16 protein-coding genes and 6 tRNA genes are annotated in these 25,335 nt (G+C 62.0%); 18 read left to right on the top strand and 4 right to left on the bottom strand.

Annotated elements, in window-relative coordinates; translation table 11 throughout:
- The first annotated feature begins 19 nt into the window (after positions 1-19).
- From SAJA_RS08210 to SAJA_RS08230, 5 genes are all read left to right on the top strand, one after another.
- Complete coding sequence (locus SAJA_RS08210; RefSeq protein WP_123658188.1) at positions 20-1,300, top strand: NAD(P)/FAD-dependent oxidoreductase; 1,281 nt, start codon at positions 20-22, stop codon at positions 1,298-1,300.
- On the top strand, positions 1,300-3,990 hold the full coding sequence (locus SAJA_RS08215) for a nitrate reductase (RefSeq protein ID WP_123658189.1): 2,691 nt from the start codon (positions 1,300-1,302) through the stop codon (positions 3,988-3,990). The genes SAJA_RS08210 and SAJA_RS08215 overlap by 1 nt, the downstream gene beginning before the upstream one ends.
- Positions 3,991-4,201: 211 nt before the next feature.
- Positions 4,202-6,151, top strand: coding sequence for a NirA family protein (locus SAJA_RS08220; protein ID WP_123658190.1), 1,950 nt, complete (start codon positions 4,202-4,204; stop codon positions 6,149-6,151).
- Between the two features lie 303 nt (positions 6,152-6,454).
- Entirely contained in the window at positions 6,455-8,023 is a 1,569-nt protein-coding gene (locus SAJA_RS08225) for a sulfite reductase subunit alpha (RefSeq protein ID WP_123658191.1), read from the top strand.
- A gap of 65 nt (positions 8,024-8,088) precedes the next feature.
- Positions 8,089-8,655, top strand: coding sequence for an EF-hand domain-containing protein (locus SAJA_RS08230; protein ID WP_123658192.1), 567 nt, complete (start codon positions 8,089-8,091; stop codon positions 8,653-8,655).
- 97 nt (positions 8,656-8,752) lie between these two features.
- Here SAJA_RS08230 and aldA read toward each other — a convergent pair whose 3' ends face one another.
- Complete coding sequence (gene aldA / locus SAJA_RS08235) at positions 8,753-10,228, bottom strand: aldehyde dehydrogenase (RefSeq protein WP_245963269.1); 1,476 nt, start codon at positions 10,226-10,228, stop codon at positions 8,753-8,755.
- A gap of 160 nt (positions 10,229-10,388) precedes the next feature.
- Between aldA and SAJA_RS08240 the strand changes: the two genes are divergently transcribed.
- The 13 genes from SAJA_RS08240 to SAJA_RS08300 all read left to right on the top strand — a co-directional run bounded on the left by SAJA_RS08240 (position 10,389) and on the right by SAJA_RS08300 (position 21,832).
- A tRNA-Arg gene (locus tag SAJA_RS08240) sits at positions 10,389-10,464 on the top strand.
- A 1,048-nt stretch (positions 10,465-11,512) separates the two neighbouring features.
- Positions 11,513-11,588 (top strand) — tRNA-His (locus SAJA_RS08245).
- 15 nt (positions 11,589-11,603) lie between these two features.
- Positions 11,604-11,678 (top strand) — tRNA-Lys (locus SAJA_RS08250).
- Between the two features lie 115 nt (positions 11,679-11,793).
- Complete coding sequence (locus SAJA_RS08255; protein WP_123658193.1) at positions 11,794-12,789, top strand: aldo/keto reductase; 996 nt, start codon at positions 11,794-11,796, stop codon at positions 12,787-12,789.
- 137 nt (positions 12,790-12,926) lie between these two features.
- On the top strand, positions 12,927-14,252 hold the full coding sequence (gene tig, locus SAJA_RS08260; RefSeq protein ID WP_123658194.1) for a trigger factor: 1,326 nt from the start codon (positions 12,927-12,929) through the stop codon (positions 14,250-14,252).
- Between the two features lie 43 nt (positions 14,253-14,295).
- Positions 14,296-14,934, top strand: a complete 639-nt coding sequence (clpP, locus tag SAJA_RS08265) for an ATP-dependent Clp endopeptidase proteolytic subunit ClpP (protein ID WP_123658195.1) — start codon at positions 14,296-14,298, stop codon at positions 14,932-14,934.
- 114 nt (positions 14,935-15,048) lie between these two features.
- Positions 15,049-16,326 carry an ATP-dependent Clp protease ATP-binding subunit ClpX gene (clpX, locus tag SAJA_RS08270; RefSeq protein ID WP_123658196.1) on the top strand — a complete coding sequence of 426 codons (1,278 nt, stop codon included), beginning with the start codon at positions 15,049-15,051 and terminating at the stop codon, positions 16,324-16,326.
- 110 nt (positions 16,327-16,436) lie between these two features.
- Positions 16,437-18,824, top strand: coding sequence for an endopeptidase La (lon, locus tag SAJA_RS08275; protein ID WP_123658197.1), 2,388 nt, complete (start codon positions 16,437-16,439; stop codon positions 18,822-18,824).
- A 201-nt stretch (positions 18,825-19,025) separates the two neighbouring features.
- Positions 19,026-19,298 (top strand): HU family DNA-binding protein, encoded by a 273-nt coding sequence (locus SAJA_RS08280; protein WP_120098375.1) that lies wholly within the window; start codon positions 19,026-19,028, stop codon positions 19,296-19,298.
- A 41-nt stretch (positions 19,299-19,339) separates the two neighbouring features.
- Positions 19,340-19,415: transfer RNA gene (locus tag SAJA_RS08285), tRNA-Val, on the top strand.
- 14 nt (positions 19,416-19,429) lie between these two features.
- Positions 19,430-19,506, top strand: a tRNA-Asp gene (locus SAJA_RS08290).
- A 116-nt stretch (positions 19,507-19,622) separates the two neighbouring features.
- Positions 19,623-19,699: transfer RNA gene (locus SAJA_RS08295), tRNA-Asp, on the top strand.
- 198 nt (positions 19,700-19,897) lie between these two features.
- The gene (locus tag SAJA_RS08300; RefSeq protein WP_123658198.1) at positions 19,898-21,832 is read left to right on the top strand and encodes a SurA N-terminal domain-containing protein; all 1,935 of its coding nucleotides are present in this window, start codon (positions 19,898-19,900) and stop codon (positions 21,830-21,832) included.
- 89 nt (positions 21,833-21,921) lie between these two features.
- Here the strand turns inward: SAJA_RS08300 and SAJA_RS08305 are convergent, their stop codons facing one another.
- The 3 genes from SAJA_RS08305 to gloB all read right to left on the bottom strand — a co-directional run bounded on the left by SAJA_RS08305 (position 21,922) and on the right by gloB (position 25,301).
- Positions 21,922-22,713, bottom strand: a complete 792-nt coding sequence (locus SAJA_RS08305; RefSeq protein WP_123658199.1) for an enoyl-ACP reductase FabI — start codon at positions 22,711-22,713, stop codon at positions 21,922-21,924.
- Between the two features lie 64 nt (positions 22,714-22,777).
- Entirely contained in the window at positions 22,778-24,499 is a 1,722-nt protein-coding gene (locus SAJA_RS08310) for a LysM peptidoglycan-binding domain-containing protein (protein ID WP_184999808.1), read from the bottom strand.
- Between the two features lie 25 nt (positions 24,500-24,524).
- Positions 24,525-25,301: a hydroxyacylglutathione hydrolase gene (gene gloB / locus SAJA_RS08315; protein WP_123658201.1), complete on the bottom strand. Its 777-nt coding sequence runs from the start codon at positions 25,299-25,301 to the stop codon at positions 24,525-24,527.
- Positions 25,302-25,335: the final 34 nt, after the last annotated feature.

A 25,335-nucleotide genomic window follows, 5' to 3' on the forward strand; every position in this document is an offset into this window, starting at 1 on the left:
GCCGGGCAACGAGGCAGCTATGCACGACAATCATCAGCCCAAACTGGATCTGGTCGTCATCGGCAACGGTATGGCCGGGCTGCGCGTGATCGAGGATCTGCTCGAGATCGCGCCCGAGCGCTACAACATCATCGTATTCGGTGCGGAGCCGCATGCCAGCTATAACCGCATCATGCTCTCGCCGGTGTTGGCCGGCGACAAGGCGTTTGCCGATATCCAGATCCACGATCGGCGTTGGTACGAAGCCAACGGCATTACGCTCTATACCGGCGAGGCCGTTGCCACGATCGATCGCCGAAGACGCATGGTCATCTCTGCCGAAGGCCGAGAGGTTGGCTACGACCGGCTGGTCCTGGCCACGGGCTCGCGGCCATTCATTATCCCCGTGCCCGGCCATGACCGACCGGGCGTGATCTCGTTTCGTGACATCACCGACGTCGATGACATGGTCAAGGCCAGCGAAAACGGCGGGAAGGCTGTCGTCATCGGCGGTGGCCTGCTGGGCCTGGAGGCGGCCTACGGGCTGCACAAGCGCGGTATGGACGTCACCATCGTGCACTTGATGGATCAGCTCATGGAGCGCCAGCTCGACCCGGCGGCCGCTGCACTCCTGCAGCACTCGTTGGCCCAGCGCGGCCTCTCGTTTCGTATGGGGGCAGAGACCGCAGCCATTACCGGCGATGACGCCGGCCACGTCAACGGCCTACGGTTCAAGGACGCCGACGACTCGACGCTGGATGCTGATCTGGTGGTCATGGCCGTCGGCATACGGCCGAATATCGATCTGGCAAAGGCCTCGGGGCTGCACTGTGACAAGGGCATTGTCGTCAACGACACGATGCAGACCTATGACCCGCGGATCTACGCGGTGGGTGAGTGCGTGGAACACCGCAAGGCGGTCTATGGCCTGGTGGCCCCGCTATGGGATCAGGCCAAGGTCTGTGCCAATCATCTGGCTTGGCGTGGGCATTCTCAATACGACGGCTCGGTCACCGCGACCCAGCTCAAGGTCACCGGTATCGATATGTACTCGGCCGGCGATTTCGCCGACGACGAGGCCGCTGACACGCTCACCTATGCCGATATTCGACGCGGCGTGTATAAGCGCATCGTGCTGCGCGAGGGCCGTATCGCCGGTGTCGTGCTCTACGGCGACACCCGCGACGGGCCCTGGTATTTCAAGCATATGCAGGCGGGTACCGATGTATCGGCGTTCCGCGATCTGTTGCTCTTCGGCAAGGCATTCGTTGAAACCGGTGCCGATGAGACGGCCGACGAACACGACGCAGAGGCCGCGTGATGACAACGACCACGCAAACCACGTGTCCCTATTGCGGCGTGGGCTGTGGCGTGACTGCCACGCTCGACGGCGATAACGCCGTATCGATCGCCGGCGACGGGCAGCATCCGTCCAACAAGGGCAGCCTGTGTTCCAAGGGCACAGCCCTGGCCGATACCGTCGATCTTGGTGGGCGCTTGTTGCACCCCAGGGTCGACGGTGTACGCGCCGACTGGGACACGGCACTGGCGCGCGTGGCCAGCGGCTTTGCTGACACCATCGCCGAGCACGGCCCGGATGCCGTGGCGTTTTATGTCTCGGGCCAGCTGCTGACCGAGGACTACTACATCGCCAACAAGCTGATGAAAGGCTATATCGGCTCGGCGAACATCGATACCAACTCCCGGCTGTGCATGTCCTCGGCCGTGGCCGGTCATAAGCGGGCTTTCGGTGAGGACGTGGTGCCGGGCTGCTACGACGATCTGGAGGCCGCTGATCTGGTCGTGCTCGTTGGCTCCAATACCGCCTGGTGTCATCCCGTGGTTTACCAACGCCTCATGGCTGCCCGAGAAGCCGATCCGAACAAGAAACTGGTTGTGATCGACCCGCGGCGTACGGCCACCGCCGACACCGCCGATCTGCATCTGCCGCTCGCCCCCGGGACAGACGTGGCGCTGTTCAACGGGCTGTTGGCTTATCTGGCCAATAACGGTTTCACGACGGATCTGCCGGGCGGGGCCGAGGCGATCGCCGCGGCCGGCCCGGGCCGTGACATTCAGGGCGGCGATATCGCCACCGTGGCCGAGGCCGTCGGCGTGGACGACGCCGATCTGCAGACTTTCTTTGAATGGTTTGCCGCCACCGAGCGCACGGTCACGGTGTTTTCCCAAGGCGTGAACCAGTCCTCGGCCGGGACCGACAAGGTCAACGCGATCATCAACTGTCATCTGTTGACCGAGCGTATCGGCAAGCCCGGGGCCTGTCCGTTTTCGATCACCGGCCAGCCCAATGCCATGGGCGGGCGCGAGGTGGGCGGGCTGTCGAGCACGCTGGCCGCGCATATGGGCTTTGATCAGGCCGATACGGTGCAACGATTCTGGGATTCGCCGGCGATTGCCCGTGAGCCGGGCTTGAAAGCGCTCGAGCTGTTCGAGGCTATCGAAGCAGGCCAGGTGAAAGCAGTCTGGATCATGGCCACCAACCCGCTGGTGAGCCTGCCCGATGCCGATCGTGCCAAGGCAGCACTCGAACAATGCCCGCTGGTGGTCGTGTCAGACGTCATGCGCCATACCGATACCGCCGATCTGGCCGATGTGCTTTTGCCTGCGGCGGCCTGGGCCGAGAAGACCGGCACGGTCACCAATTCCGAGCGGATGATCTCGCGCCAGCGTGCTTTTCTACCCATGCCGGGCCAGGCCCGGGCCGACTGGGCCATCATGTGTGATGTGGCACAGCGCATGGGCTTCGCCGATGGGTTTGTCTATGAGGGCCCGGCAGCGATCTTTCGCGAGCACGCTGCGCTGACGGCATTTGAAAACGACGGCGACCGCGTATTGAACTTGGCCGGCCTGGCCGATCTCTCGGAGGCCGATTACGACTATTTGGCCCCTACGCGCTGGCCGGTGACGACATGCCAGCCGCTACGTGCCGCCGGCGCAATGCCGGCTCGTCAGGGCGTCGATCAGCTGTTTGCCGACGGCACGTACCCAACCGCCGATGGCCAAGCGCATCTGGTGGCCGTCACACCGCGCGGGCCGGCCAACGCGGTTTCGGCCGATTATCCGCTGGCACTCAATACCGGACGGATTCGGGATCATTGGCACACCATGACGCGCACGGCCAAATCGCCGCGCCTGGCCGCGCATATCCCCGAGCCGTTCGTCGAGATCCATCCGGCGGATGCCGAACTATATGGCATCACCGACGGCGCGCTGGCGACCATCACCACCGCCTGGGGCCAGGCCGCGCTGCGCGTCATCACGACCGAGCGTCAACGCCAGGGCTGTCTGTTCGCGCCCATGCACTGGAACGACCAGTTCGCATCAAGCGCGCGTATCGGCACGGCCGCCAACCCGGCGGTCTGCCCGATCTCGGGGGAACCCGAGTTCAAGCACACGCCGGCGGCCATCGCCCCCTTGGCGGCGACATGGTACGGCTTCATCTATGCCGTCCGCCCTCTGTGGGTGCGCGCTATGGCCGGTATCGACTGGTGGATCAAGGTGCCGGGCGAGCGTTTCGTGCGCTATGAGATTGCTGGTTGCGAGACGCCCACGGATCTGAAGACCACTGCCCGGCACTGGCTTGGCGTCGCCGCGCGCGACGTGGACTGGCTGGAGGCCGCCGATCCGGCGGCCGGCACGTATCGCGCCGCCCACGTTGATGCCGGGCATCTGGAAGCGGCCGTGTTCATCGCCCCCACGCCGGAACGTCTGCCCGAGCGCAGCTGGCTGGCAGGGTGCTTTACCGGCCAGGCGATGACCGAGGCCGAGCGCGCGGCCGTGCTCGCCGGCCGCCCCGCAGATGCCAGCGCCGACACCGGCCCGCAGGTCTGTTCCTGTTTCGGGGTGGGACGCAAGACAATCCTGCGGGCGATCAAGAGCGATGGCCTGGACTCGGTCGAGGCCGTGGGCCGGGCGCTTGAGGCCGGCACCAACTGCGGCTCCTGCAAGCCTGAAATCGCCGAGCTTCTTTCTCAGGCCGACAAAGCATGAAAGGTCCGCGAATGAACGCGAACAAGCGCAAATGAATACAGACGGTTTTCATCCGCAGATGGATGTAGAAGCGCGCCCAGCCCCGCGTTGTTGCTAGCCCAACAGAGGCTAGCGATCACGGTGGATAAAGATAGGCAAATTGGTCTTTTCCATCTGCGGATTGCCTTCAAAAAAAACACGACTCGTGATCGATCACTGATCGGAGCCTGACATGACCGACAACACATTCAACGAAGATCAGGAACGCTATCTCAAGGGCGTGACCGCGGGCTTGCATATCGCCCGCGGCGTGCCGGGCATGACCGGCCTGACCGGGGCCAAGACCCTGCGCCCGGACGACTGGCATGCTCAGGCACGCATTCGTGCCCAAGCCATGGGCGGCGAGCTGGCCAGCCAGGAGCAAGCCAAGTCTGAGTGCAACCCGCTGGATATGTGGGACCGCATGACCGAGCTGGCCGCAAAGGGCGCGTATCCCAAGGGCGACGATGTGTTTCTGATGAAAGGCAACGGCCTGTTCTATGTCGCGCCCAACCAGGATTCATACATGTGCCGGCTACGCATGCCGGGCGGCATCTGGTCGACCCACCAGGTGCGCGGTGTAGCCGATCTGGCCAAGGCTTACGGCGGCGGCTATACCCACGTCACTACCCGCGCCAATCTACAGATCCGCGAGATCGGCCCGAAGGACCCGCTCAACGTCGAGACCGGCCTGGCCGATATCGGCGTGCTCAATCGTGGTTCGGGCGGCGACAATATCCGTAATATCACCGGCAGCCCGCTGGCCGGTATCGATCCCGACGAGCTGATCGATGTCACCCCGTATTGCCGGGCCATGCATCACCATATCCTGAATCATCGCGAGCTCTACGGCCTGCCGCGCAAGTTCAATATCGCCTTCGATGGCGGCGGGCGTATTTCAGCACTTGAGGGCACCAATGATGTTGGCTTTTCTGCTGTGCTGCCCAAGGCCGATGGCCCGTTGCCACAACGGCCTTATTTCCGATTGGGGCTTGGCGGTATTACCGGACACAAGGATTTCGCCCGCGATACCGGGGTGATGCTCAAGCCTGAAGAGTGCGTGCCGGTCGCCCACGCCGTGCTCAAGGTGTTTCTCATGAACGGCGATCGCACCGATCGCGACAAGGCCCGGCTGAAATACGTGCTCGATCGCTGGGGTTTCGACAAGTTCATGCGCGAGGTTCAGAAAGAACTGGACTTCCCGTTGCGCTGGTTCGACCTGAAACGCTGCGAGCCGCGCGCGGAGATCCAGCGCGCGGGGCATATGGGCGTTCACGATGCGTCCCAGAACGGCATGCACTACGTCGGCGTGATCTGTCCGGTCGGCCGGCTGTCGGTCAAGCAGATGCATCAACTGGCCGATATCGCCGACAAGTACGGCGACCACAAGATCCGGGCGACCGTTTGGCAGAACGTGGTACTTGGCGGCATCGCCAAGTCCGATATCGATAAGGTCAAAAAAGCCGTGGCCAAGACCGGCCTGCACGTCGAGGCCAGCCCCGCGCGTACCGGCATGGTGGCCTGTACCGGCAGCTGGGGCTGCAAGTTCGGCAATGCTGAAACCAAGGGCAACGCCATGACGCTGGTCGAGCATATCGAGGCCACGCTTGAGCTCGACCAGCCGATTAATTTCAATATCACCGGCTGCCCCAACTCCTGTGCCCAGCACTATATCGGCGATATCGGCCTGCTCGGTGCCCGGGTGGACGACCCGGATGCTGCCGACCCGGAAGAAGCCGATCAGGTCGACGGGTTTCATGTCTTCATCGGCGGCGGCTACGACGATCAGGAAGGCATTGCCGAAGAGCTGGCCGCTAGCGTGCCCGCGAGCCGAATGCCGGTCTATATCGAAAGTCTACTGGGGCTGTATCTGGACGAGCGTCGCAGCGGCGAGCCGTTCGTGACCTATGCCCGGCGCCAGGACATGGCTGATCTGCGAGAACGCTTGGCCAAACGCTCGGCCGCCGCCGCGGCGGCCCAAAACGCCACCGAGCAGGCCCCGGCCACCGATGCCGAAACGCCCGAAGGTGCCAAGACCGCGCTCGAGCCGACCGTGGAATCCGAGGCAGAAGTGACCCAGCACCCACAGGATGCCGACGCCAAACGAGAAGAAGACGAGGACGATCAGACCAACGCGGCCTGATCCTTGTCAGACGTTCATCCACAAATTCCGCAGGTTTAAGGCAAGAAAGCATTTATCCGCCGATGGACGCAGATAACGCAGATGGCGGTTTGGGTTTGGCGACAACTATTGATGGGCGGCGCCACGGCGCGGTGCGCCTTCGTTAGCTTGGTTAAAGATAGAAAGCGAAAGACATTTTTTTGAACGACGCCGCCGCAAATCGCGGCGCCCGGTGGTTACAACGACTTGGCTGCTGCTCGTCATCTGCGTTCATCCGCGGATAAGAAAGAGAACCCTTCTCGTGCGTAAAAACGAGGTAAAAACATGCCCACACAAGTCAATCTCATCCCGGAAGACGCCCCGTTCGAGGCGGGCCAGCGGGAATGGCTGAACGGCCTGATTTCGGCGTTGGCCGGCTGGGAGGGTTCGCTCGGCGGGGCCGAGCAGGGCGGCGGCGAGGCGAAAGAGTCGTTTCCCTGGCATGACCCGGCCATGGCGATGGAGGAGCGCATGGCGCTGGCCGAGGGCAAGCCCTACGAGCGCCAGCTCATGGCGGCGATGGCCCAGCTGGACTGTGGCCAGTGTGGCTATCTGTGCAAGACCTACGCCGAGGCCATCGCCTTTGACGGCGAGGCGGTGAATCGTTGTGTACCCGGGGCCAAGGAAACCGAACGCAAATTGAAGGAACTGGTCGCCGAGCATGAGGCGGCCAATACCGGTAATAAGGCCGATGAATTCGCTGAAGCGAAACCTGCGCCCAAGCCGAAAAAAACAGCGCCGCTGGGCACACGCGACAACCCGCTCATGGCCCGGCTTAAATCCAGCACGCCGCTCAACGCCGACGGCTCGTCAAAAGACACGCGCCATGTGGTGGTCGACCTGGGCGATTCGGGCGTTGAATACACCGCCGGCGACTCGATGGGCATTTTTCCGGAAAATGACCCGCGCACGGTCGACGCTATCCTGGCTGACCTGGATGTCTCCGGCGGCGAGAGCGTACGCGTCGAGGGTCAGGACAAACTGCTGCGCCAGGCCTTGCTCAAGGATCGTGACGTCACCAAACCCTCGGATGAGGTCATCGCACTTCTGGCCGAGCACGCCGGCGACGCCGACGAAGCCGAGGACTTGAAGATGCTGGCGGGCCGCGGCGCCGAAGAAGGCCAGACGTTGCTCGAGCTCTTGCGGGTGTATCCGAGTGCCCGGCCGCCGTTACAAGGGCTGGTCGACGAACTGGGCCCGCTGCAGCCGCGGCTGTATTCCATCGCCTCGTCGTCGAAACAGCACCCGGCTGAAATTCACACGACCGTCGCCGTGGTGAAGACCGCGGTTTATGGGCGCGGTTACAAGGGTGTGGCGTCAACGTTTCTGGCCAAGCGCCTGTCACGGCATGGCGAAGTACCGATCTATATACAGCGATCCGATGAGTTCCGCGTCAACGCCGACCCCGATCACCCGGCGATCATGATCGGCCCCGGAACCGGTATCGCCCCGTTCATCGCGTTTCTACAAGAGCGCGAGGCGCTCGAGCACGCCGGCAAGAACTGGCTGTTCTTCGGCAATCCGGAATCGGCCAAGGATCATATTTATCGCGACCAGCTCGAGGTCTGGCGCAAGACGGGGCTGATCAGCCGCCTGACGCTCGCCTTCTCGCGCGATCAACAAGACAAGGTTTATGTTCAGACCCGCATGCTGGAACAAGCCCGCGAGTTCTGGGCCTGGCTACAGGCCGGGGCGGTGATTTATATCTGCGGCGATGCCTCGCGCATGGCCAAGGATGTTGATGCCGCGCTTCATCGCATCGTGGCCGAGCAGGGCAACATGAGCGACAAGGCCGCCGCCCGCTATGTCGCCGCCTTGTCCGATCATCATCGCTACCTGCGAGATGTCTACTGAGCTTGCAATCGGGGCAGGTCGAGCTGTTACGGTCGATTCATCACTAAACGACGCTAAAAAACGTCATGAAAAAACAAGTCGCACTGACTGCTGCTATCGCTTCGCTGTTTGCCGCACCCGTGGCGATCGCCCAATCCAGTGATTCGGGCAAGAACATGCAGAACGGTCCGCAATCGGATAACAGCCTGTTGTTCGGCATGCTGGATAGCGATAACGACGGCACGCTGAGCGAAAAAGAGCTGTCCAATCTGCCGCAGGCGGTCGCGAAGATGGCTTATCGTCAGATGGACTACGACGGTAATGGCAACGTCTCGCAGATCGAGTACACCACGGCTGCCAAAGCCCGTGCCCTGCGTACGTTCGGCGCGCTGGACAGCAACGGCGACGGCTCGCTGAACACCGATGAAATCACCTCGGATCAGGCACAGCAGAGCGCGCAGATGTCGCAGCAGCAGAAAAACTATTACAACCAGATGTCCGAGAAAATGGACCAGAACGGCGATGGTGAAGTCTCGCGCAGCGAGTGGATCCAGGCGTTCATAGGCGATGCGGCTAGCGATAACGCGTCGCCGGCAACACAGACGCAGGGTGAGTCGAAAAACACGCAGCAGCAGAACGAGCAGAACGGCTAAGTTCGGTTCTGGCATACATAAAAAAGCCGGCGTGGCAGCGCCGGCTTTTTTGTGTCCGGCGCCTGTGAAGCGGCGCCGGAGCAGTCGATGAAACGCGTTAGAAGTGGACGTACATCGTCTTGTTCTTCACATAGGCCTCCAGACCGTACTTGCCGTCTTCGCCGCCGATACCGCTGTTGCGATAGCCCTTGTGAAAGCCCTGTACCGACTCGCCGCCGCCGCGATTGACATAGATCTCGCCGAAATCCAGATCGTGCACGGTGTTCATCAAGCGTTTGACGTCGTTGGTGAACAAATAGGCCGACAGGCCGTACTCTGAAACATTGGCATAGTCGATGGCCTGTTCGAACGAATCGACCTTCATGATCGGCACGACCGGGCCGAAGATCTCTTCCTGCATGATCTCCATATCGTTTTGCACGCCCGTGAGTACGGTCGGCGCATAGTAGAAGCCTTCGTCGTACTCGCCGCCGGTCAACCGCTGGCCGCCGGTTTCCAGGGTGGCGCCGGCCTTGATCGCGCGCTGGACCATGTCATGAACCTTGTCCAGCTCGCCGCTGGAGATCTTGGGGCCCAGGTCCACATCTTCGTGCTTGAGCGGATCGCCGACCTTGAGCTCATCGACACGCTGTTTGAAGCGATCAAGGAAGGTATCGTAGATGCCGGCGTGCACATACATGCGCTCGTTACAGGTACACACCTGGCCGTTATTGGAGAAACGCGAGACGATCGCGGCTTCCACGGCGCGCTCCATGTCAGCATCGTCCATGACGATGAAGGGCGCCTTGCCGCCCAGCTCCAGGCGCACGATCTTCAGGTGCGGGGCTGCGGCCTTGGCGATTTCACGCCCGCCGCGCACGCTGCCGGTCATGGAGACAAGCTGTGTGATGTTGCTGGTCACCAGATGGTTGCCAACATCCTGGCCGTGGCCGTTGACCAGGTTGATCACCCCGTCAGGAATACCCGCCTGACGGGCCAGCTCGACCACTTCCATCGCGGTCAGCGGCGTCTCCTCGGACGGCTTCAGCACGATCGTATTGCCGGCAGCCAGGGCAGGGCCCAGCTTGCGTCCGATCAGTGCGGCCGGGAAGTTCCAGGCCGTGATGCCGGCGACCACGCCGTGGGGCACCTTCTGGATCCAGATCTGCTCATTGGGATCATCCGCGGGCACGATATCGCCCTCGATTCGGCGCGTGTTTTCTGCCGCGAAACGGATCAGATCCGCACACATGCCGACATCCGCGCGGGCCTCGGTCAGCGGCTTGCCCTGTTCGGCCGTGATCAGATTGGCCAGACGCTCGGTGTCGTCGTGCAACAGATCGACCAGTTTGAACAACAGATCGGCCCGATGCTTGGCCGTGGTACGGCGCCAGGACTCAAAGGCGCGATCGGCAGCCTCGAGCGCGTCCTGTGCATCGTTGGACGTCGACAGATTCAAACGACCCACCACGGCGCCGGTGGCCGGGTTAGTCACATCCAGCGATTCGCCGTGGCCGTCGGTCCACTGGCCGTCGATGAACTGTCGATAGACAGAAACGCCGTCCTGCTCGTGTTTCATGGAATGTTGCGACATCGTCTTGGCTCCCGGTGTCGGGGACTGGATTGAATGCCACCACCTTACAAGGCTGTTTTGGTCGTCTGCTACCGGGAATCACCGGATGAACGACCGACTGATGGATCACACCTAGTGACCCTGCCGCGGCGATGGCACAATGACGTCGCCGCAAGGCAATGCGCTCGTAGCTCAGGGGATAGAGCAGCGGTCTTCTAAACCGCTGGTCGCTGGTTCGAATCCAGCCGGGCGCGCCATTCATGTAGGCCGTGCGCAGCGCGGCCTACATGAATGGCATATCGACTAGATATTCGAACCAGCGACAATAAAAATGATGGTTCGACGGCTGCGTGAAGCGCAGACGAACGGGACGGCACCAGCCGTACCGGCCCCGAAGGGGTGAGCCGGCACGGCCGGCGAATAATCCAGCCGGGCGCGCCATTCATGTAGGCCGTGCGCAGCGCGGCCTACATGAATGGCATATCGACTAGACATTCGAACCAGCGACAATAAAAATGATGGTTCGACGGCTGCGTGAAGCGCAGACGAACGGGACGGCACCAGCCGTACCGGCCCCGAAGGGGTGAGCCGGCACGGCCGGCGAATAATCCAGCCGGGCGCGCCATTCATGTAGGCCGTGCGCAGCGCGGCCTACATGAATGGCATATCGACTAGACATTCGAACCAGCGACAATAAAAATGATGGTTCGACGGCTGCGCGAAGCGCAGACGAACGGGACGGCTCAGCCGTACCGGCCCCGAAGGGGTGAGTCGGCGCAGCCGGCGAATAATCCAGCCGGGCGCGCCATTCATGTAGGCCGTGCGCAGCGCGGCCTACATGAATGGCATATCGACTAGATATTCGAACCAGCGGCAATAAAAATGATGGTTCGACGGCTGCGTGAAGCGCAGACGAACGGGACGGCACCAGCCGTACCGGCCTCGAAGGGGTGAGCCGGCGCAGCCGGCGAATAATCCAGCCGGGCGCGCCATTCATGCAGGCCGTGCGCAGCGGCGCCTACATGAATGGCATATCGACTAGATATTCGAACCAGCGACATAAAAATAATGGTTCGACGGCTGCGCGAAGCGCAGACGAACGGTACGGCACCAGCTGTACCGGCCCCGTCTCGGCCTGAATCGATCGCGCGGCATGCCATTCCTGCAGACCGACCCCGTCGCTTGCAGCCGCATAGGCCCCGGGTTCGGCCAAGAATCCACTGCAACGGTTGGCAAGCCGAGGCAACCGGGCTAGAATGCGCAGCTCGTTACGACGATTGGTTCGTCGCAACGTGTCAGACGATGGTGGGCGTAGCTCAGTTGGTAGAGCCCTGGATTGTGATTCCAGTCGTCGTGGGTTCGAGTCCCATCGTCCACCCCACCGTCTGCACCGGTCGGGCCGTTAGCTCAATGGTAGAGCAGTTGACTCTTAATCAATTGGTTGAGTGTTCGAGTCACTCACGGCCCACCAAACCTGTTTGATGAAAAGCCGGCCCTGGCGCCGGCTTTTTTGTGCCCATCGCAGCGCTTGAATGACCGGCAATAGCGCCCATCTCCTGAATAGCAAAGATATCAGGAGCAGCGGCTTGGAAACACACGATCTCAACGGCCACGGACTGAACGCATCGCGTATTGGTCTGGGTACCTGGGCCATTGGGGGCTGGATGTGGGGCGGCACGGACGAGGCCGAATCGATCCGTACGATTCAGGGCGCCCCGGACAAGGGCGTGAACCTGATCGATACCGCGCCGGTCTATGGTTTCGGGCGCTCTGAGGAGATCGTGGGCAAGGCCGTGGCCGAGGCCAAGATGCGCGATCAGGTCGTGCTGGCCACCAAGTGTGCGCTTGAATGGGACGACAAGGGCGGTGTTCAGCGCAACGCCTCGAAAAAGCGCGTGCTTAAGGAAGCCGATGATTCGTTGAAACGCCTGCGCACCGACGTGATCGATCTGCTGCAGGTGCACTGGCCGGATCCGGTCGTGGATGTACGCGAAACCGCTGAAGCCATGGCCGAGCTGAAAGAGGCCGGCAAGATTCGAGCGGTGGGGGTGTCGAACTTCTCGCCGGAACAGATGGATGCTTTCCAGGAAGTGGTCGCCATCGATGTCGCTCAGAACCCGTACAACCTGTTCGAGCGCGATATCGATCACGACGTGCTGCCCTGGGCCGAGAAACACGACACGCGTTTGCTGGCCTATGGCGCGCTGTGCCGCGGCCTGTTGTCCGGGCGCATGCACGCTAGTCGCGAGTTTCCGGGCGACGATCTGCGCAATAACGACCCGAAATTCGCCCAGCCGCGTTTCAACCAGTATCTGGCCGCGGTCGATGCACTCGAGGCATTTGCGCAGAAGCACTACGACAAGCACGTGCTGGATCTGGCCATTCGCTGGCTGCTCGATCAATACGATCATGCCTTCGCGCTCTGGGGCGCGCGCACGCCGGACCAGCTGGATGCCGTGGCCAACGTGCCCGGCTGGCATCTGAACGGTGCGGCCCGGGCCGAGATCAAGGCCATCGTCGATCAGCACGTGACCGACCCCGTTGGCCCGGAATTCATGGCGCCGCCCTCTCGCAAGGATTGAACACGGTGCCCACCGGCCCCACATCGGTGGGTTCGGCAGATAAAGGCCGGTTGCTATACTGCCCGGTCGTTCGAGGCGGCGTGGCGCGTCGCCTCGTTGTTATTCAATAAAAGATTCAAGTTTCCATCGAGGTAATAATGGACGTCTCCGTAGAAAATCCCGGCGGCCTGAAGCGACGCCTGAAAGTCCAGATTCCCGCCGAGCGAGTCAACGGCGCGGTGGACGAGAAGGTCAAACGCGTCGGTGCCAACGCGCGTATTCCGGGGTTTCGTCCGGGCAAGGCGCCCACCAAGATCCTGTATCAGCGCTACGGCGAGCAGGCCCGCCAGGAAGTCGTGTCCGAACTGGTCCAGCAGACCTATCCGGAAGCGCTGGAACAATCCGAGTTGAACCCGGCCGGCCAGCCCGAGATCGAGTTCGATGGCTTTGGTGAAGATGGCTCGCTCGCCTACGCCGCCAACGTCGAGGTTTATCCCGAGATCGAGCTGAGCGGTCTGGACGATATCAGCGTCGAAAAACCGCAGACCGAAGTCGACGACGGCGATATCGACAACACGCTTACGCGTATTCGCGAGCAGAACAAGACTTATGAAGACGTCGAGCGCGAAGCCGCCGACGGCGACAAGGTCACGCTCGATTACGTCGGGCGTATCGACGGCGAGGCCTTCGAAGGCGGCTCGGCCGATGACATGACCATCACGCTGGGCGAGCAGCAGTTCCTGCCCGACATGGAGCGTGGTCTGGTCGGTCACAAGGCCGGTGAAGACTTCAATCTCGACGTTACCTTCCCCGAGGAATACGGCGCCAAGGAGCTGGCCGGCAAAACCGCGACGTTCGAGATCAAGCTGAAATCCGTCGCCGGGCCCAAGTCGGCCGAGCTGACCGAGGACTTCATCAAGGAGATGGGGATCGAGGAGGGCACGGAAGAAGCCCTGCGGGCCCGCGTGCGTGAATCGCTCGAGCAGGAAGTCAAGCACGCTATCGAAACCAGCGTGAAAACGCAGGTCATGGATAACCTCTATGAGGCCAATCCGATCGAAGTGCCCCAGCCGATGGTGGCCCAGGAAATCGAGCGGATGCGCAAGGAGGCCAGCCAGCGGCTGCCCGAGCAGCTTCAGAACAACCCCGAGCAGCTCAAGCAGATGCTGCCCGACGAGGCGTTGCAGGAGCAGGCCGAGAAACGCGTCGCACTGGGGCTTCTCATTGCCGAGGTGATTTCGGCGCGTGAAATCGAGCTCGACCAGGCCAAGGTCGACGAGAAGATGGAAGAAGTGGCTGCCGGCTATGGCGATCAGGCCGAGCAGGTCAAACAGTATTACCAGCAGAACCCGCAGTTGATGCAGGGCCTGCAGGCGATGGTCATGGAACAGCAGGTGGTTGATAACCTGCTCGAAAACGCCACCATCACCGAGAAGGAAACCGAGCTCGACGAGCTTCTGAACGCCAACCAAAACGCCGGCTGAACCGTAGGCTCACGATAAGGTTGGTTTAGACAAGCGAGACGTTATGGCAGACAACGACTACACGCAGCCCCAGAACCTGGGGCTGATTCCGATGGTCATCGAACAGACCGCTCGTGGCGAGCGCTCGTTCGATATCTATTCGCGCCTGCTCAAGGAGCGGGTGATCTTCTGCGTCGGCCCCGTCGACGACCACATGGCCAACCTGATTGTGGCCCAGCTGCTGTTCCTGGAATCGGATAACCCGGACAAGGACATCCAGCTGTATATCAATTCGCCGGGTGGCGTGATCACCGCGGGCATGTCGATCTACGACACGATGCAGTTTGTCAAGCCCGACGTGGCCACGATGTGCATCGGCCAGGCCGCCAGCATGGGTGCCGTGCTGTTGGCCGGCGGGGCCCAGGGCAAGCGCTATGCGTTGCCCAACTCGCGCGTGATGATCCACCAGCCGCTGGGCGGCTTCCAGGGTCAGGCCACGGATATCGAGATCCATGCCCGCGAGATCCTGCACGCCCGTGAGCGCTTGAACGACGTGCTGGCCCATCACACGGGCCAGCCGCTGGACAAGATCAAGCGGGATACCGAGCGTGATTTCTTCATGAGCGCCAACCAGGCCAACGAGTACGGCGTGATCGACGACATCCTGACGTCGCGCGCTGCCCTGGCCGACAAGTCGAGCTAGCCTCGATACACACGCAGCCCGCCCCGGTTCTGCCGGGCGGGCCGCGTGACACGATTTGCACGGTGTGTCATACAAGAGACATCGAGCAGCACGAGCTTCAAGAGGTCCCTATTCATGGCAGACAACGGCAACAACGACACGGGTTCGAAGGAAAACAACGGTCGAACCCTGCATTGCTCGTTCTGCGGCAAAAGCGAACACGAGGTTCGCAAACTCATCGCGGGCCCGTCGGTCTTCATCTGCGACGAGTGCGTGGACCTGTGCAACGACATCATGCGCGAAGAGCTGGCGAGCAAGCCGGCCAAGGAAGGCCTGCCCAGCCCGCAGGAAATCCGTCGCGTGCTGGATGACTATGTCATCGGTCAGGTATCGGCCAAAAAGATTCTGGCGGTTGCGGTGTACAACCACTACAAGCGCCTGAACGCTGAAGCCGCCGAGGACGACGTCGAGCTGACCAAGTCCAATATCCTGATGATCGGGCCGACCGGCTGTGGCAAGACGCTGCTGGCCGAGACGCTGGCTCGTCTGCTGGATGTGCCGTTCGCGATCGCCGACGCCACCACGCTGACCGAGGCCGGTTATGTGGGCGAGGACGTCGAGAACATCATCCAGAAGCTCTTGCAAAAGTGCGACTACGACGTCGAAAAAGCACAGCGCGGTATCGTTTATATCGACGAGATCGATAAGATTTCGCGCAAGTCCGAAAACCCGTCGATCACGCGTGATGTTTCGGGTGAGGGCGTGCAGCAGGCCCTGTTGAAGCTCATCGAGGGCACCACCGCCTCGATCCCGCCACAGGGCGGGCGCAAGCATCCGCAGCAGGAGTTCCTGCAGGTCGACACCTCGGGCATTCTGTTCATCTGTGGCGGTGCGTTCGCCGGCCTGGACGAAACCATCAAGACCCGGGAAGGGCGTTCGGGCATCGGCTTTTCCGCCGAGGTCAAGGGCGCATCGGACCAGCGCAGCCTGGGCGACATGCTCAAGACCATCGAGCCGGAAGATCTGGTCAAATACGGCCTGATCCCCGAGTTCGTCGGGCGCTTGCCGGTAATCGCCACGCTCGAAGAGCTGGACGAGGAAGCGTTGATCTCGATCCTGCGTGAGCCCAAGAACGCGCTGACCAAGCAGTATGCCAAGCTCTTCGAGATGGAAGACTGCGAGCTGGAACTGCGTGATGACGCGCTCAAGGCGATCGCGCATCGCGCGATGACCCGCAAGACCGGGGCGCGGGGTCTGCGTACGATTCTCGAATCCATCCTGCTGGATGTGATGTACGAGCTTCCGGCCATGGAGAACGTTTCCAAGGTTGTCGTGGACGAGGCCGTGGTCAAGGGCGATGCCCAGCCTTATATCGTCTATGAGAACGCCGAGGTCGAGCGCGCCGGGGCTTAACCGGCGCCATGCCGGCCGGCCACGATTGAAATTCGGCCGGCCGGTCTCCATATCTCAATGAAATCCACGCGGCCGGCTCTTGCCGGCCGCTTTATGTCAGCGAGGGCTGAATGGCAGACAACGCCCTGGTACCCGTGCTTCCGCTTCGTGATGTGGTGGTGTTCCCCCACATGGCGATTCCGTTGTTCGTGGGCCGAGAGAAGTCCATCGCCGCGCTGGAAGCGGCCATGGCCGAAGACAAGAAGATTCTTCTGGTCGCACAGCGCGCCGCGGATGTTGATGATCCCGGTGCCGACGATATCTACGATGTCGGCACGCTGGCCTCGATCCTGCAGCTGCTCAAATTGCCGGACGGCACCGTCAAGGTGCTGGTCGAAGGCGCCAATCGGGCGCGGCTGTCCAATCTGCACGAGGCCGATGGTGGCCTGGTAGCCGAGCACGCTGAAATCGACGAGAACGAGCAGAACAGCGCCGAAGCCGACGCACTGATGCGCCAGGCCGTCTCGACGTTCGAGTCCTACACCAAGCTCAACAAGAAGATTCCGTCCGAGCTGCTGCCGTCGCTGTCCAGCATGGACGCGGCCGGCCGCCTGGCCGACACGATCGCCGCGCATCTCAACCTGAAGCTGGACGAGCGTCAGGATGTGCTCGAGATCGCTGACGCCGGCTCGCGCCTTGAGCATGTGGTCGCCAAGACCGATGCCGAGATCGAGGTGCTGCAGATCGAGAAGAAGATCCGTGGCCGCGTGAAGCAGCAGATGGAGAAGTCGCAGCGCGAGTATTATCTGAATGAGCAGATGAAGGCCATTCAGAAAGAGCTCGGTGAAATCGACGACGCGCCGAACGATCTCGACGAGCTCGAAGAGAAGATCGAAAAAGCCGGCATGCCGAAGGAGGCCAAGAAAAAGGTCACCACCGAGTTCAACAAGCTCAAGAGCATGTCGCCGATGTCCGCCGAGGCCACGGTCGTACGGAACTATCTCGACTGGATGGTCGATATTCCGTGGAAGAAGCGTTCGCGTACCAAGATTGATTTGGACAAGGCCCAGAAGACGCTTGATGCCGACCACTACGGTCTTGAGCGTATCAAGGAACGCATCGTCGAAAACCTGGCGGTTCAGAGCCGGGTCAAGAAGATCAAGGGCCCGATCCTGTGTCTCGTGGGCCCGCCGGGCGTGGGCAAGACCTCTCTGGGCCGCTCGATCGCCAAGGCCACGAACCGTGAGTTCGTGCGCATGAGCCTGGGCGGCGTACGCGACGAGGCCGAGATCCGGGGCCATCGTCGGACCTATATCGGCAGCCTGCCGGGCAAGATCATCCAGAACATGGCCAAGGTGGGCGTGCGCAACCCGCTGTTTCTGCTCGACGAAGTCGACAAGATGGCCAATGATTTCCGCGGTGATCCAGCATCTGCCCTGCTGGAAGTGCTGGATCCGGAGCAGAACAATACGTTCGCCGATCACTATCTCGAGGTCGACTACGATCTGTCCGAGGTGATGTTCGTCTGCACCGCCAATACGCTCGATATCCCGGCGCCCCTGCTGGACCGGATGGAAGTCATCCGGCTGTCGGGCTATACCGAGGACGAAAAGGTCAATATCGCCGAGCGCTATCTCGTGCCCAAGGCGATGAAGGAAAACGGGCTCAAGGAGGCCGAGCTCTCGGTCTCGGATAATGCCCTGACCGATATCATCCGGCGTTATACCCGCGAAGCCGGTGTGCGAAACCTCGAGCGCGATATTTCCAAGATCTGTCGCAAGGTGGTCAAGGAGCTCATCAGCGATAAGGAACGTGATACGTCGCAGGTCTCCAAACGTAACCTGGACAAATATCTGGGCGTACCCAAATATCGCTATGGCCGCGCCGAAGAGCACGACAGCATCGGCCAGGTGGTCGGTCTGGCCTGGACGGAAGTCGGCGGTGAACTGCTCACGATCGAGTCCGTGGCCGTGCCCGGCAAGGGCAAGCCGCTGAACACCGGCTCGCTGGGCGACGTGATGCAGGAGTCGATCCAAGCGGCGCTCACGGTCATCCGGTCACGCTATGCCGCGCTCGGTATCGAGCGCGATTTCATGACCAAATCGGATCTGCACGTCCATGTTCCCGAAGGGGCAACCCCCAAGGACGGGCCTTCCGCGGGCGTGGGGATGTGTACATCGATGGTCTCGTCACTGACCCAGATTCCGGTGCGTGCGGATGTTGCCATGACCGGCGAAATCACGCTGCGCGGCGATGTATTGCCGATCGGCGGGCTGAAGGAAAAGCTGTTGGCGGCCCATCGCGGCGGGATCAAGATCGTGGTCATTCCCGACGAGAACACGAAGGATCTCGCCGAGATCCCCGACAACATCAAGAACCGTCTGGATATCCGACCGGTGCGCACCATCGACGAAGTGCTCGAAATCGCACTCACTCGTGCACCGCAGCCATTGCCCGACGACGGCGCCAAGCCCGAGTCGGCCAGCAAGAGTGAACCCGGCGAATTCCGGGCGCACTAGCTGGTGTTGTCTCGATTCCGGCGCCAACCCTTTGTTGACGCTGGAATCGGGGCCTTGGTATAAATCTGGCTTCTTGACGGTCAGTCGTTGTCGATTGCACGCGATATGACATGCATGTTGCGTCTGACGTACAACATGAAGACCGGTTCGCGAGGCGGACCATCGAAAAACTCTCTAATTCCTTCAAGGGGATCATCCGTTATGAATAAAACCGAACTCGTCGATGCCGTCGCCGCTGACGCGGACCTGTCCAAAGCCGACGCCTCGCGTGCCGTGGATGCCATGATCGACTCGGTCACCGATGCCTTGAAAAAAGGCGACAAAGTTTCGCTGGTGGGCTTTGGCGTGTTCTCCGTGCGTGAGCGTGCCGCACGTCAGGGCCGCAACCCCAAGACCGGCCAGTCGATTCAGATCCCGTCGGGCAAAACACCCGGTTTCAAGGCTGGTAAAGCACTGAAAGACGCTGTAAACTAGCGATCCTTCGCAGGGGCAGAAGGCAGGTATCTGCTCTCGCGGGGTGCTTAGCTCAGTTGGTAGAGCGTCGCCTTTACACGGCGAATGTCGGCGGTTCAAGTCCGTCAGCACCCACCAAATAGCAGGTTAACGGAGCGGTAGTTCAGCTGGTTAGAATGCCGGCCTGTCACGCCGGAGGTCGCGGGTTCGAGTCCCGTCCGCTCCGCCACGGTCATCGCGTCGGGCACGCCCGACGGGCCGAACAAAGAGAGTGCTGAATCGGCACTCTCTTTTTATTGAGCGATGCCGAAGCACTTGCGTTTCGGTCGGTCGCGACAAGAGTACGGAGCGGTAGTTCAGCTGGTTAGAATGCCGGCCTGTCACGCCGGAGGTCGCGGGTTCGAGTCCCGTCCGCTCCGCCAACCGGTCGCCCGATAGCCGGGTGACGAAAAAGACGCCTTTCGGGGCGTCTTTTTTTTGTCCGCTCTTTGTCTTATTCCATCATCTGGCAGGCGATCAGCCGCCGTATTGCGGCCGGGCGATCGCGCGGTGGATGCGGTGAACGTGCAGGGCAGGCACAATGCTGGGCTTGTCGGAATCAACACTTCACGGGGCATTGCATGCTGCAGAAGATTCGGGACGGGTCCAGTGGCCCATTGGCATATGTCGTGGTGGGCCTCATCGCGGTGGTCTTCGGGGTCTGGGGCATTGGCTCGTACTTCACGCCCTCAAGTGATCCCACGATTGCCACCGCGGAGGATTCCCAGATCACGCAGTCCGAGCTCCAGCGTGCCTTCGACCAGCGTTATCAGCAGCTGCGCCAGGCCATGGGCGACAGCTTCAACACGAGCGTCTTTCCGCCCGGTGAGGTGCGTCGCAGCGTGTTGCAACGCCTGATCGATCAGGCCGTGGTCACGCAGTACGCCAGCGATAACGGCTATCGCGTGACGGATGCTGATCTGTTGGCCTATATTCGCGACAATCCCCAGTTTCAGGCCAACGGCTCGTTTTCTGCCGAGCGCTACAAGCAACTGCTGGCCGGTTCGGGCATGCAACCGTCGCAATACGAGGCGCGCCTGCGCCAGGCACTGCTGGGCGATCAGGTCCGACAGGTCATGACCCTGGGTGCGTTTGCCGTGGCGCCCGAGGTCGATCAGGCCTACGCTCAGGCCAATACCGAGCGCGATGTCTCGCTGCTGCGCTTCGAGCCGGCGGCATACAGCCAGGACATCGAGATCAGCGATGCGGCCGTCAGCGATTATTATCAGGCACATAAAGATGACTTCATGCGGCCCGAGCGCGTGAAGGTGTCCTACGTCAGCCTGGATGCGAATACACTGGATACCGGCACCGCGCCGGACACCGCCAAGCTGCGCCAGATTTACGACGCACAGCAACAATCCTTTGGCACGCCCGAAACCCGCAGTGCCGACATGCTGCGCGTGGCGATCGACGCTACTGACGGGGCCTCGCAAGCACGCACGACCGTCAGTCAGCTTGCCGACACGTTGCGTGACGACAAGAGCGCCGACCTCTCTGCACTTGCCGATGACACGGCCGGCGTCACGTACCGTCAGGTCACCGATCAAGCCAAGGCCGATCTGCCGGGCGCGGTTGCCGATACGCTGTTCTCGATGGACGAGGGAGCGGTCTCCAACCCGATCAAGACCGACTCGGCCTGGTATCTGGTGCGTATGACCGGCAAGCAGGCCGCTCGGCGCCCGGCATTCGATGACCCGGACGTGCAGGCACGGCTCAAGGCCATGGCACGCGCGGATAAACGTGACGAGGCGTTCGCGGAACAATCAGACACCCTGGAGGATCTGGCTTACCAGGCGCCGAACGATCTGAAGACGATTTCAGAGTCGTTATCGCTACAGCCCCAGACCAGCCAGTGGATCACGCCCGAGGGCGGGCCGGGTATCGGCCAGTACGATGCCGTGCGTGACGCCGCGTTTTCTGATGCCGTGCTCAAGGACGGCTTGAACAGCAAGGTGCTGAAACTGGGCAAGCAGCGCGAGATCGTGCTGCGTGTGGCCGAGCATGACAACGCGGCGCCCAAACCACTGGCAGTCGTGGCCGACACGATTCGCAAGCGACTCAAAACCGAAGCCGCCGCTGACAAGGCGGCCAAGGCCGCGGATCAGGCGTTGGCCGCACTGCGGTCGGGGCAGTCGATCGACGAGGTGGCCAACGCCACCGATAACGCGCGCTTGCAGCGTCTGGGCTATGTCGGGCGTAACGGCGACAACGCGCTGGATCGCTCGCTGCGAGAAGCTGCCTTTGCTATCGCGCTCGAAGGCAAGGGCGAGGCGGCCCACGGCAGTGACGCAGCCCGTGCCGACGACGACATGCCGGTGGTGGTCACGATCAACGGCCAGCGCTTGAACGCCGACCAAGGCACGACCGAGGCCAAGCGCAAGTCCGAGATCGCCGACCAGCAACGCCAATACAACGCCTCGCTCGAATACGCGGCCTTTGATCGATACCTGAACGATCATGCCGATATCGAAATCGAGAAAGACAGTCTGAAAGCCCCGGAGGCGTCGTCATAACGCGCTGACGTTTTTGAGGCACAAAAAAGCCGGCGAAAGAATCGCCGGCTTTTTTTATCTACGGGAGAGAGCTGGACGTATCGCCGGCGTTATTCGGCCGTGTCGAGCGGGCCCATGCCCATCACGCGATAACCGCCGTCGACGTAGATCACCTCGCCGGTGATGCCCGAGGCCAGATCCGAGCCCAGAAACGCGGCGGCGTTGCCGATCTCTTCCTGGGTGACGTTGCGTTTCAAGGCCGCGGTGTCCTTGGCGTAGGTGAGCATCTTGCGGAAGCCGCCGATACCGGCTGCGGCCAGTGTCTTGATCGGGCCGGCCGAGATCGCGTTGACGCGTATGCCCTGGTTGCCCAGATCCGCGGCAATGAAGCGCATGTTGGCTTCCAGGCTGGCCTTGGCCGGGCCCATGACGTTGTAGCCCGGCATGACGCGCTCGGCGCCCAGATAGGTCAGGGTGATCAACGAGGCGCGGTCCGAGAGCATCGGCCGCGCGGCCTTGGCCAGTGCGGCAAAGCTGTAGGCGCTGATATCGTGGGCGATACGCGAGGCATCACGTGAAATGCTGTCGAGATAGCCGCCGGACAGGGCTTCGCGCGGGGCATAGCCGATGGCATGCACCAGAACGTCCAGTTCATCCCAGTGCTCGCCCAGCGAGGTGAACAGCGCATCGATCTGAGCATCCTCGGCCACATCCAGCGGCAACACGGCGGTGGCCCCCAGATCCGCCCCCATTTTCTCGACGCGCCCCTTGAGTTTGTCGCCCTGGTAGGTCAATACCAGTTCGGCGCCTTGATCGCGCATGGCGCGAGCGATGCCGTAGGCGATGGAACGGTCGCTGGCAAGGCCCGTGATGAGCGCTTTCTTGCCGGTGAGAAAACCCATGATGGCTCCTGATGAATCGGGGATCGGTGGTCACAAGTGTAGCGCGCAGACGCGCTGCGACGGGCTAGCTGGATACGGCCGGCTGTAGCCGTAGTCGTTCACCCGGCTGAATGGTGCTTTGCGCCGACATGTTGTTCAAGCTGCGCAGGGTCGCGATCTGCATGGAAAACCGATCCGCGATCGACCACAGCGAATCGCCGGGCTCGACCTGATAGAAGTTCGGCAGCTCGGACGGCCCGTCCAGGGCGATGGTGGTGCCCGGCGAGAGCGTACTGCCGGCGGGCATACGGTTCCAGCGACGCAGATCGGCCACGGCGACTTCGTTGGCACGGGCGATCGACCACAACGTGTCGCCCTGCTCGACGACATACGTCGTGGGGGCCGGCGGGCGCGCGGCGCCCGGTATATCGATCGTCTGGCCGATGCGTAGCGTCGAAAGCCCGTTGCCGTTGGCGGCTTTCAGGCTGGCCACGCTGACGTTGTACCGCTGGGCGATATGCCAGAGCGTATCGCCCGACTGCACAACATAATTCTGGCTGGGCACATCCTGTGTCGTGCGTGCCGGGCTGCCCGGGCGCGGGATGGTCAAGTGCTGACCGGTGCGGATACGGCTGCCACGGATATTATTGGCCTGGCGCAGGCTGGCCACACTGACGTCATACGCCTGAGCGATACGACTCAATGAATCACCGCGGCGCACCGTATGCTCGGCGCTGTCGACGAGTTTGCGCGGGTTGATCTGGGACAGGCGCGATTCAAAGGCCGCAGCCTTGGTGCTGGGCACCAACAGCCGGGTCTCGTGGTTGGGATCACTGGCCCAGCGGCGCAGGCCCGGATTCAGGCGACGCAGATCGTCCTCGGACATATCGAGCATGTCGGCGGCGATCTGCATGTCGGTCTGGGCAGGCAGGGCAACAACCCGTGTGCGCGGCGTGTTGGCCAGTGCCGGCCAGCTCACGCCAAAGCGCGCCGGGTTCATCATGATGCGCCGCAGCGCCAGAAGCTGGGGCACGTATTCCCGGGTTTCCTCGGGCAGTTCGAGATCCCAGTAGGCGGTGCTGATGCCTTCGCGATCGGCGCGCTCGATCGCGCGATCCACGCGCCCCGGCCCGGCGTTATAGGCCGCCAGTGCCAGCAGCCAGTTGCCGTCATAACGGTTATTCAACGACTGCAGATAATTGAGTGCGGCATCGGTCGAAGCGATCGGGTCGTTGCGCCCGTCGTACCACCAGTCGCGCGTGAGATCCATATGGTCGGCGGTACCCGGCATGAACTGCCACATGCCGCTGGCGCCGGCATACGATTTCGCCGCGGGGTTATAGCCGCTCTCGACGATCGGCAACAACGCGATCTCCCCGGGCATGTGCCGGGCCTCGATCTGCTGAACCACGTGCCACAAGAAGGGCTGCGCGCGTGACAGCGAGGCGTCCAGGTGATCGTTGTGTGTGGCATAGAACTGGGTCCAGGCCCGCACCGATCGGCGCTCGCTGTTGGGATCGAGCGCGAAATCATGACGGATGGCCGACCACAGATCGCGGCCTGGATCAGGCCACTCATGCGGGACATAGTCACGGCGCACCACGTCGGCATCCGGCGCCGGGGCAGCCTCTGCCTCGTCCGCCGGCTCGGGCGCGTTGGCCGGTACGGTGGACGGATGGGCCGTGGCCGCCGGCACCGAGCTTGCAGCTACCGGTTTGGGCGCGGGCTGGCTGGCACAGCCGGCCAGCATCAAAAAGCCGGCGGCTGTGATGATCTGTCTCAGCGGCAGGCCGGATACGGGCCGCACAGGCCGCCGGACAATCGACAACGAATCAGCTGGCATCTTTCCAGTCACGCAGTACGCCGAATATTTCGGCCGGATCGGTCAAGTCGCGTCCGGCGCGATCGCTGGCCGCGCGTTGTGCGGGGGCGGCGTCCCAGCGCATGAAGGGGTTGATCTTTTTCTCTTCGCCGATACGGCCGGGCAGGCTGGGCGTGTTGTCGCGGCGCAGGGCATCGACTTCATCGATCACACGCGCGATATCGGCGTTTTCCGGCTCGACCCGGGCCGCAAAGGCGAGATTCTTCTGCGTGTACTCATGGCCGCCGCAGACGAGCGTGTCATCGGGCAGCTGGCGCAACGAGGCCAGCGAGGCCTGCATCTGGGCATGACTGCCTTCAAAGACACGCCCACAGCCGCCGCGGAACAGCGCGTCTCCGGCCAGCAGAACGCCCGGCGTGACGAAGGCGATATGCCCCAGCGTGTGTCCGGGCACGTCGAGCACCTCGAAATCCACGCCCAGACAATCAAGCGTGAACGAATCGCCCCCGGCCACGCGATGTTCGATGGCCTTTGTCTTTTCCGCGGCTTCGGCCGGGCCATAAACAGCGGCCGGATGATCGGCCAGCAGATCAGCCAGCCCGCCGACGTGATCGCCGTGATGATGCGTTATCAGATACGCGCCCACGCTGTAGCCGTGCTCGGCCAGAACCGTTTTTACCGGCGCGGCCTCACCCGGGTCGACGACAACAACCGTGTCGGAATCCGGGCGCTTGAGGATCCAGATATAGTTGTCGGAAAGAGCGGGGATGGGCGTTATATCGATCATCGCCGAATGTTGCCAAGCTCTTATCGCAAAATCA

Origin of the sequence: Salinisphaera japonica YTM-1, assembly GCF_003788585.1 — a bacterium.
In the GTDB taxonomy this organism is placed as follows: Bacteria; Pseudomonadota; Gammaproteobacteria; order Nevskiales; family Salinisphaeraceae; genus Salinisphaera; species Salinisphaera japonica.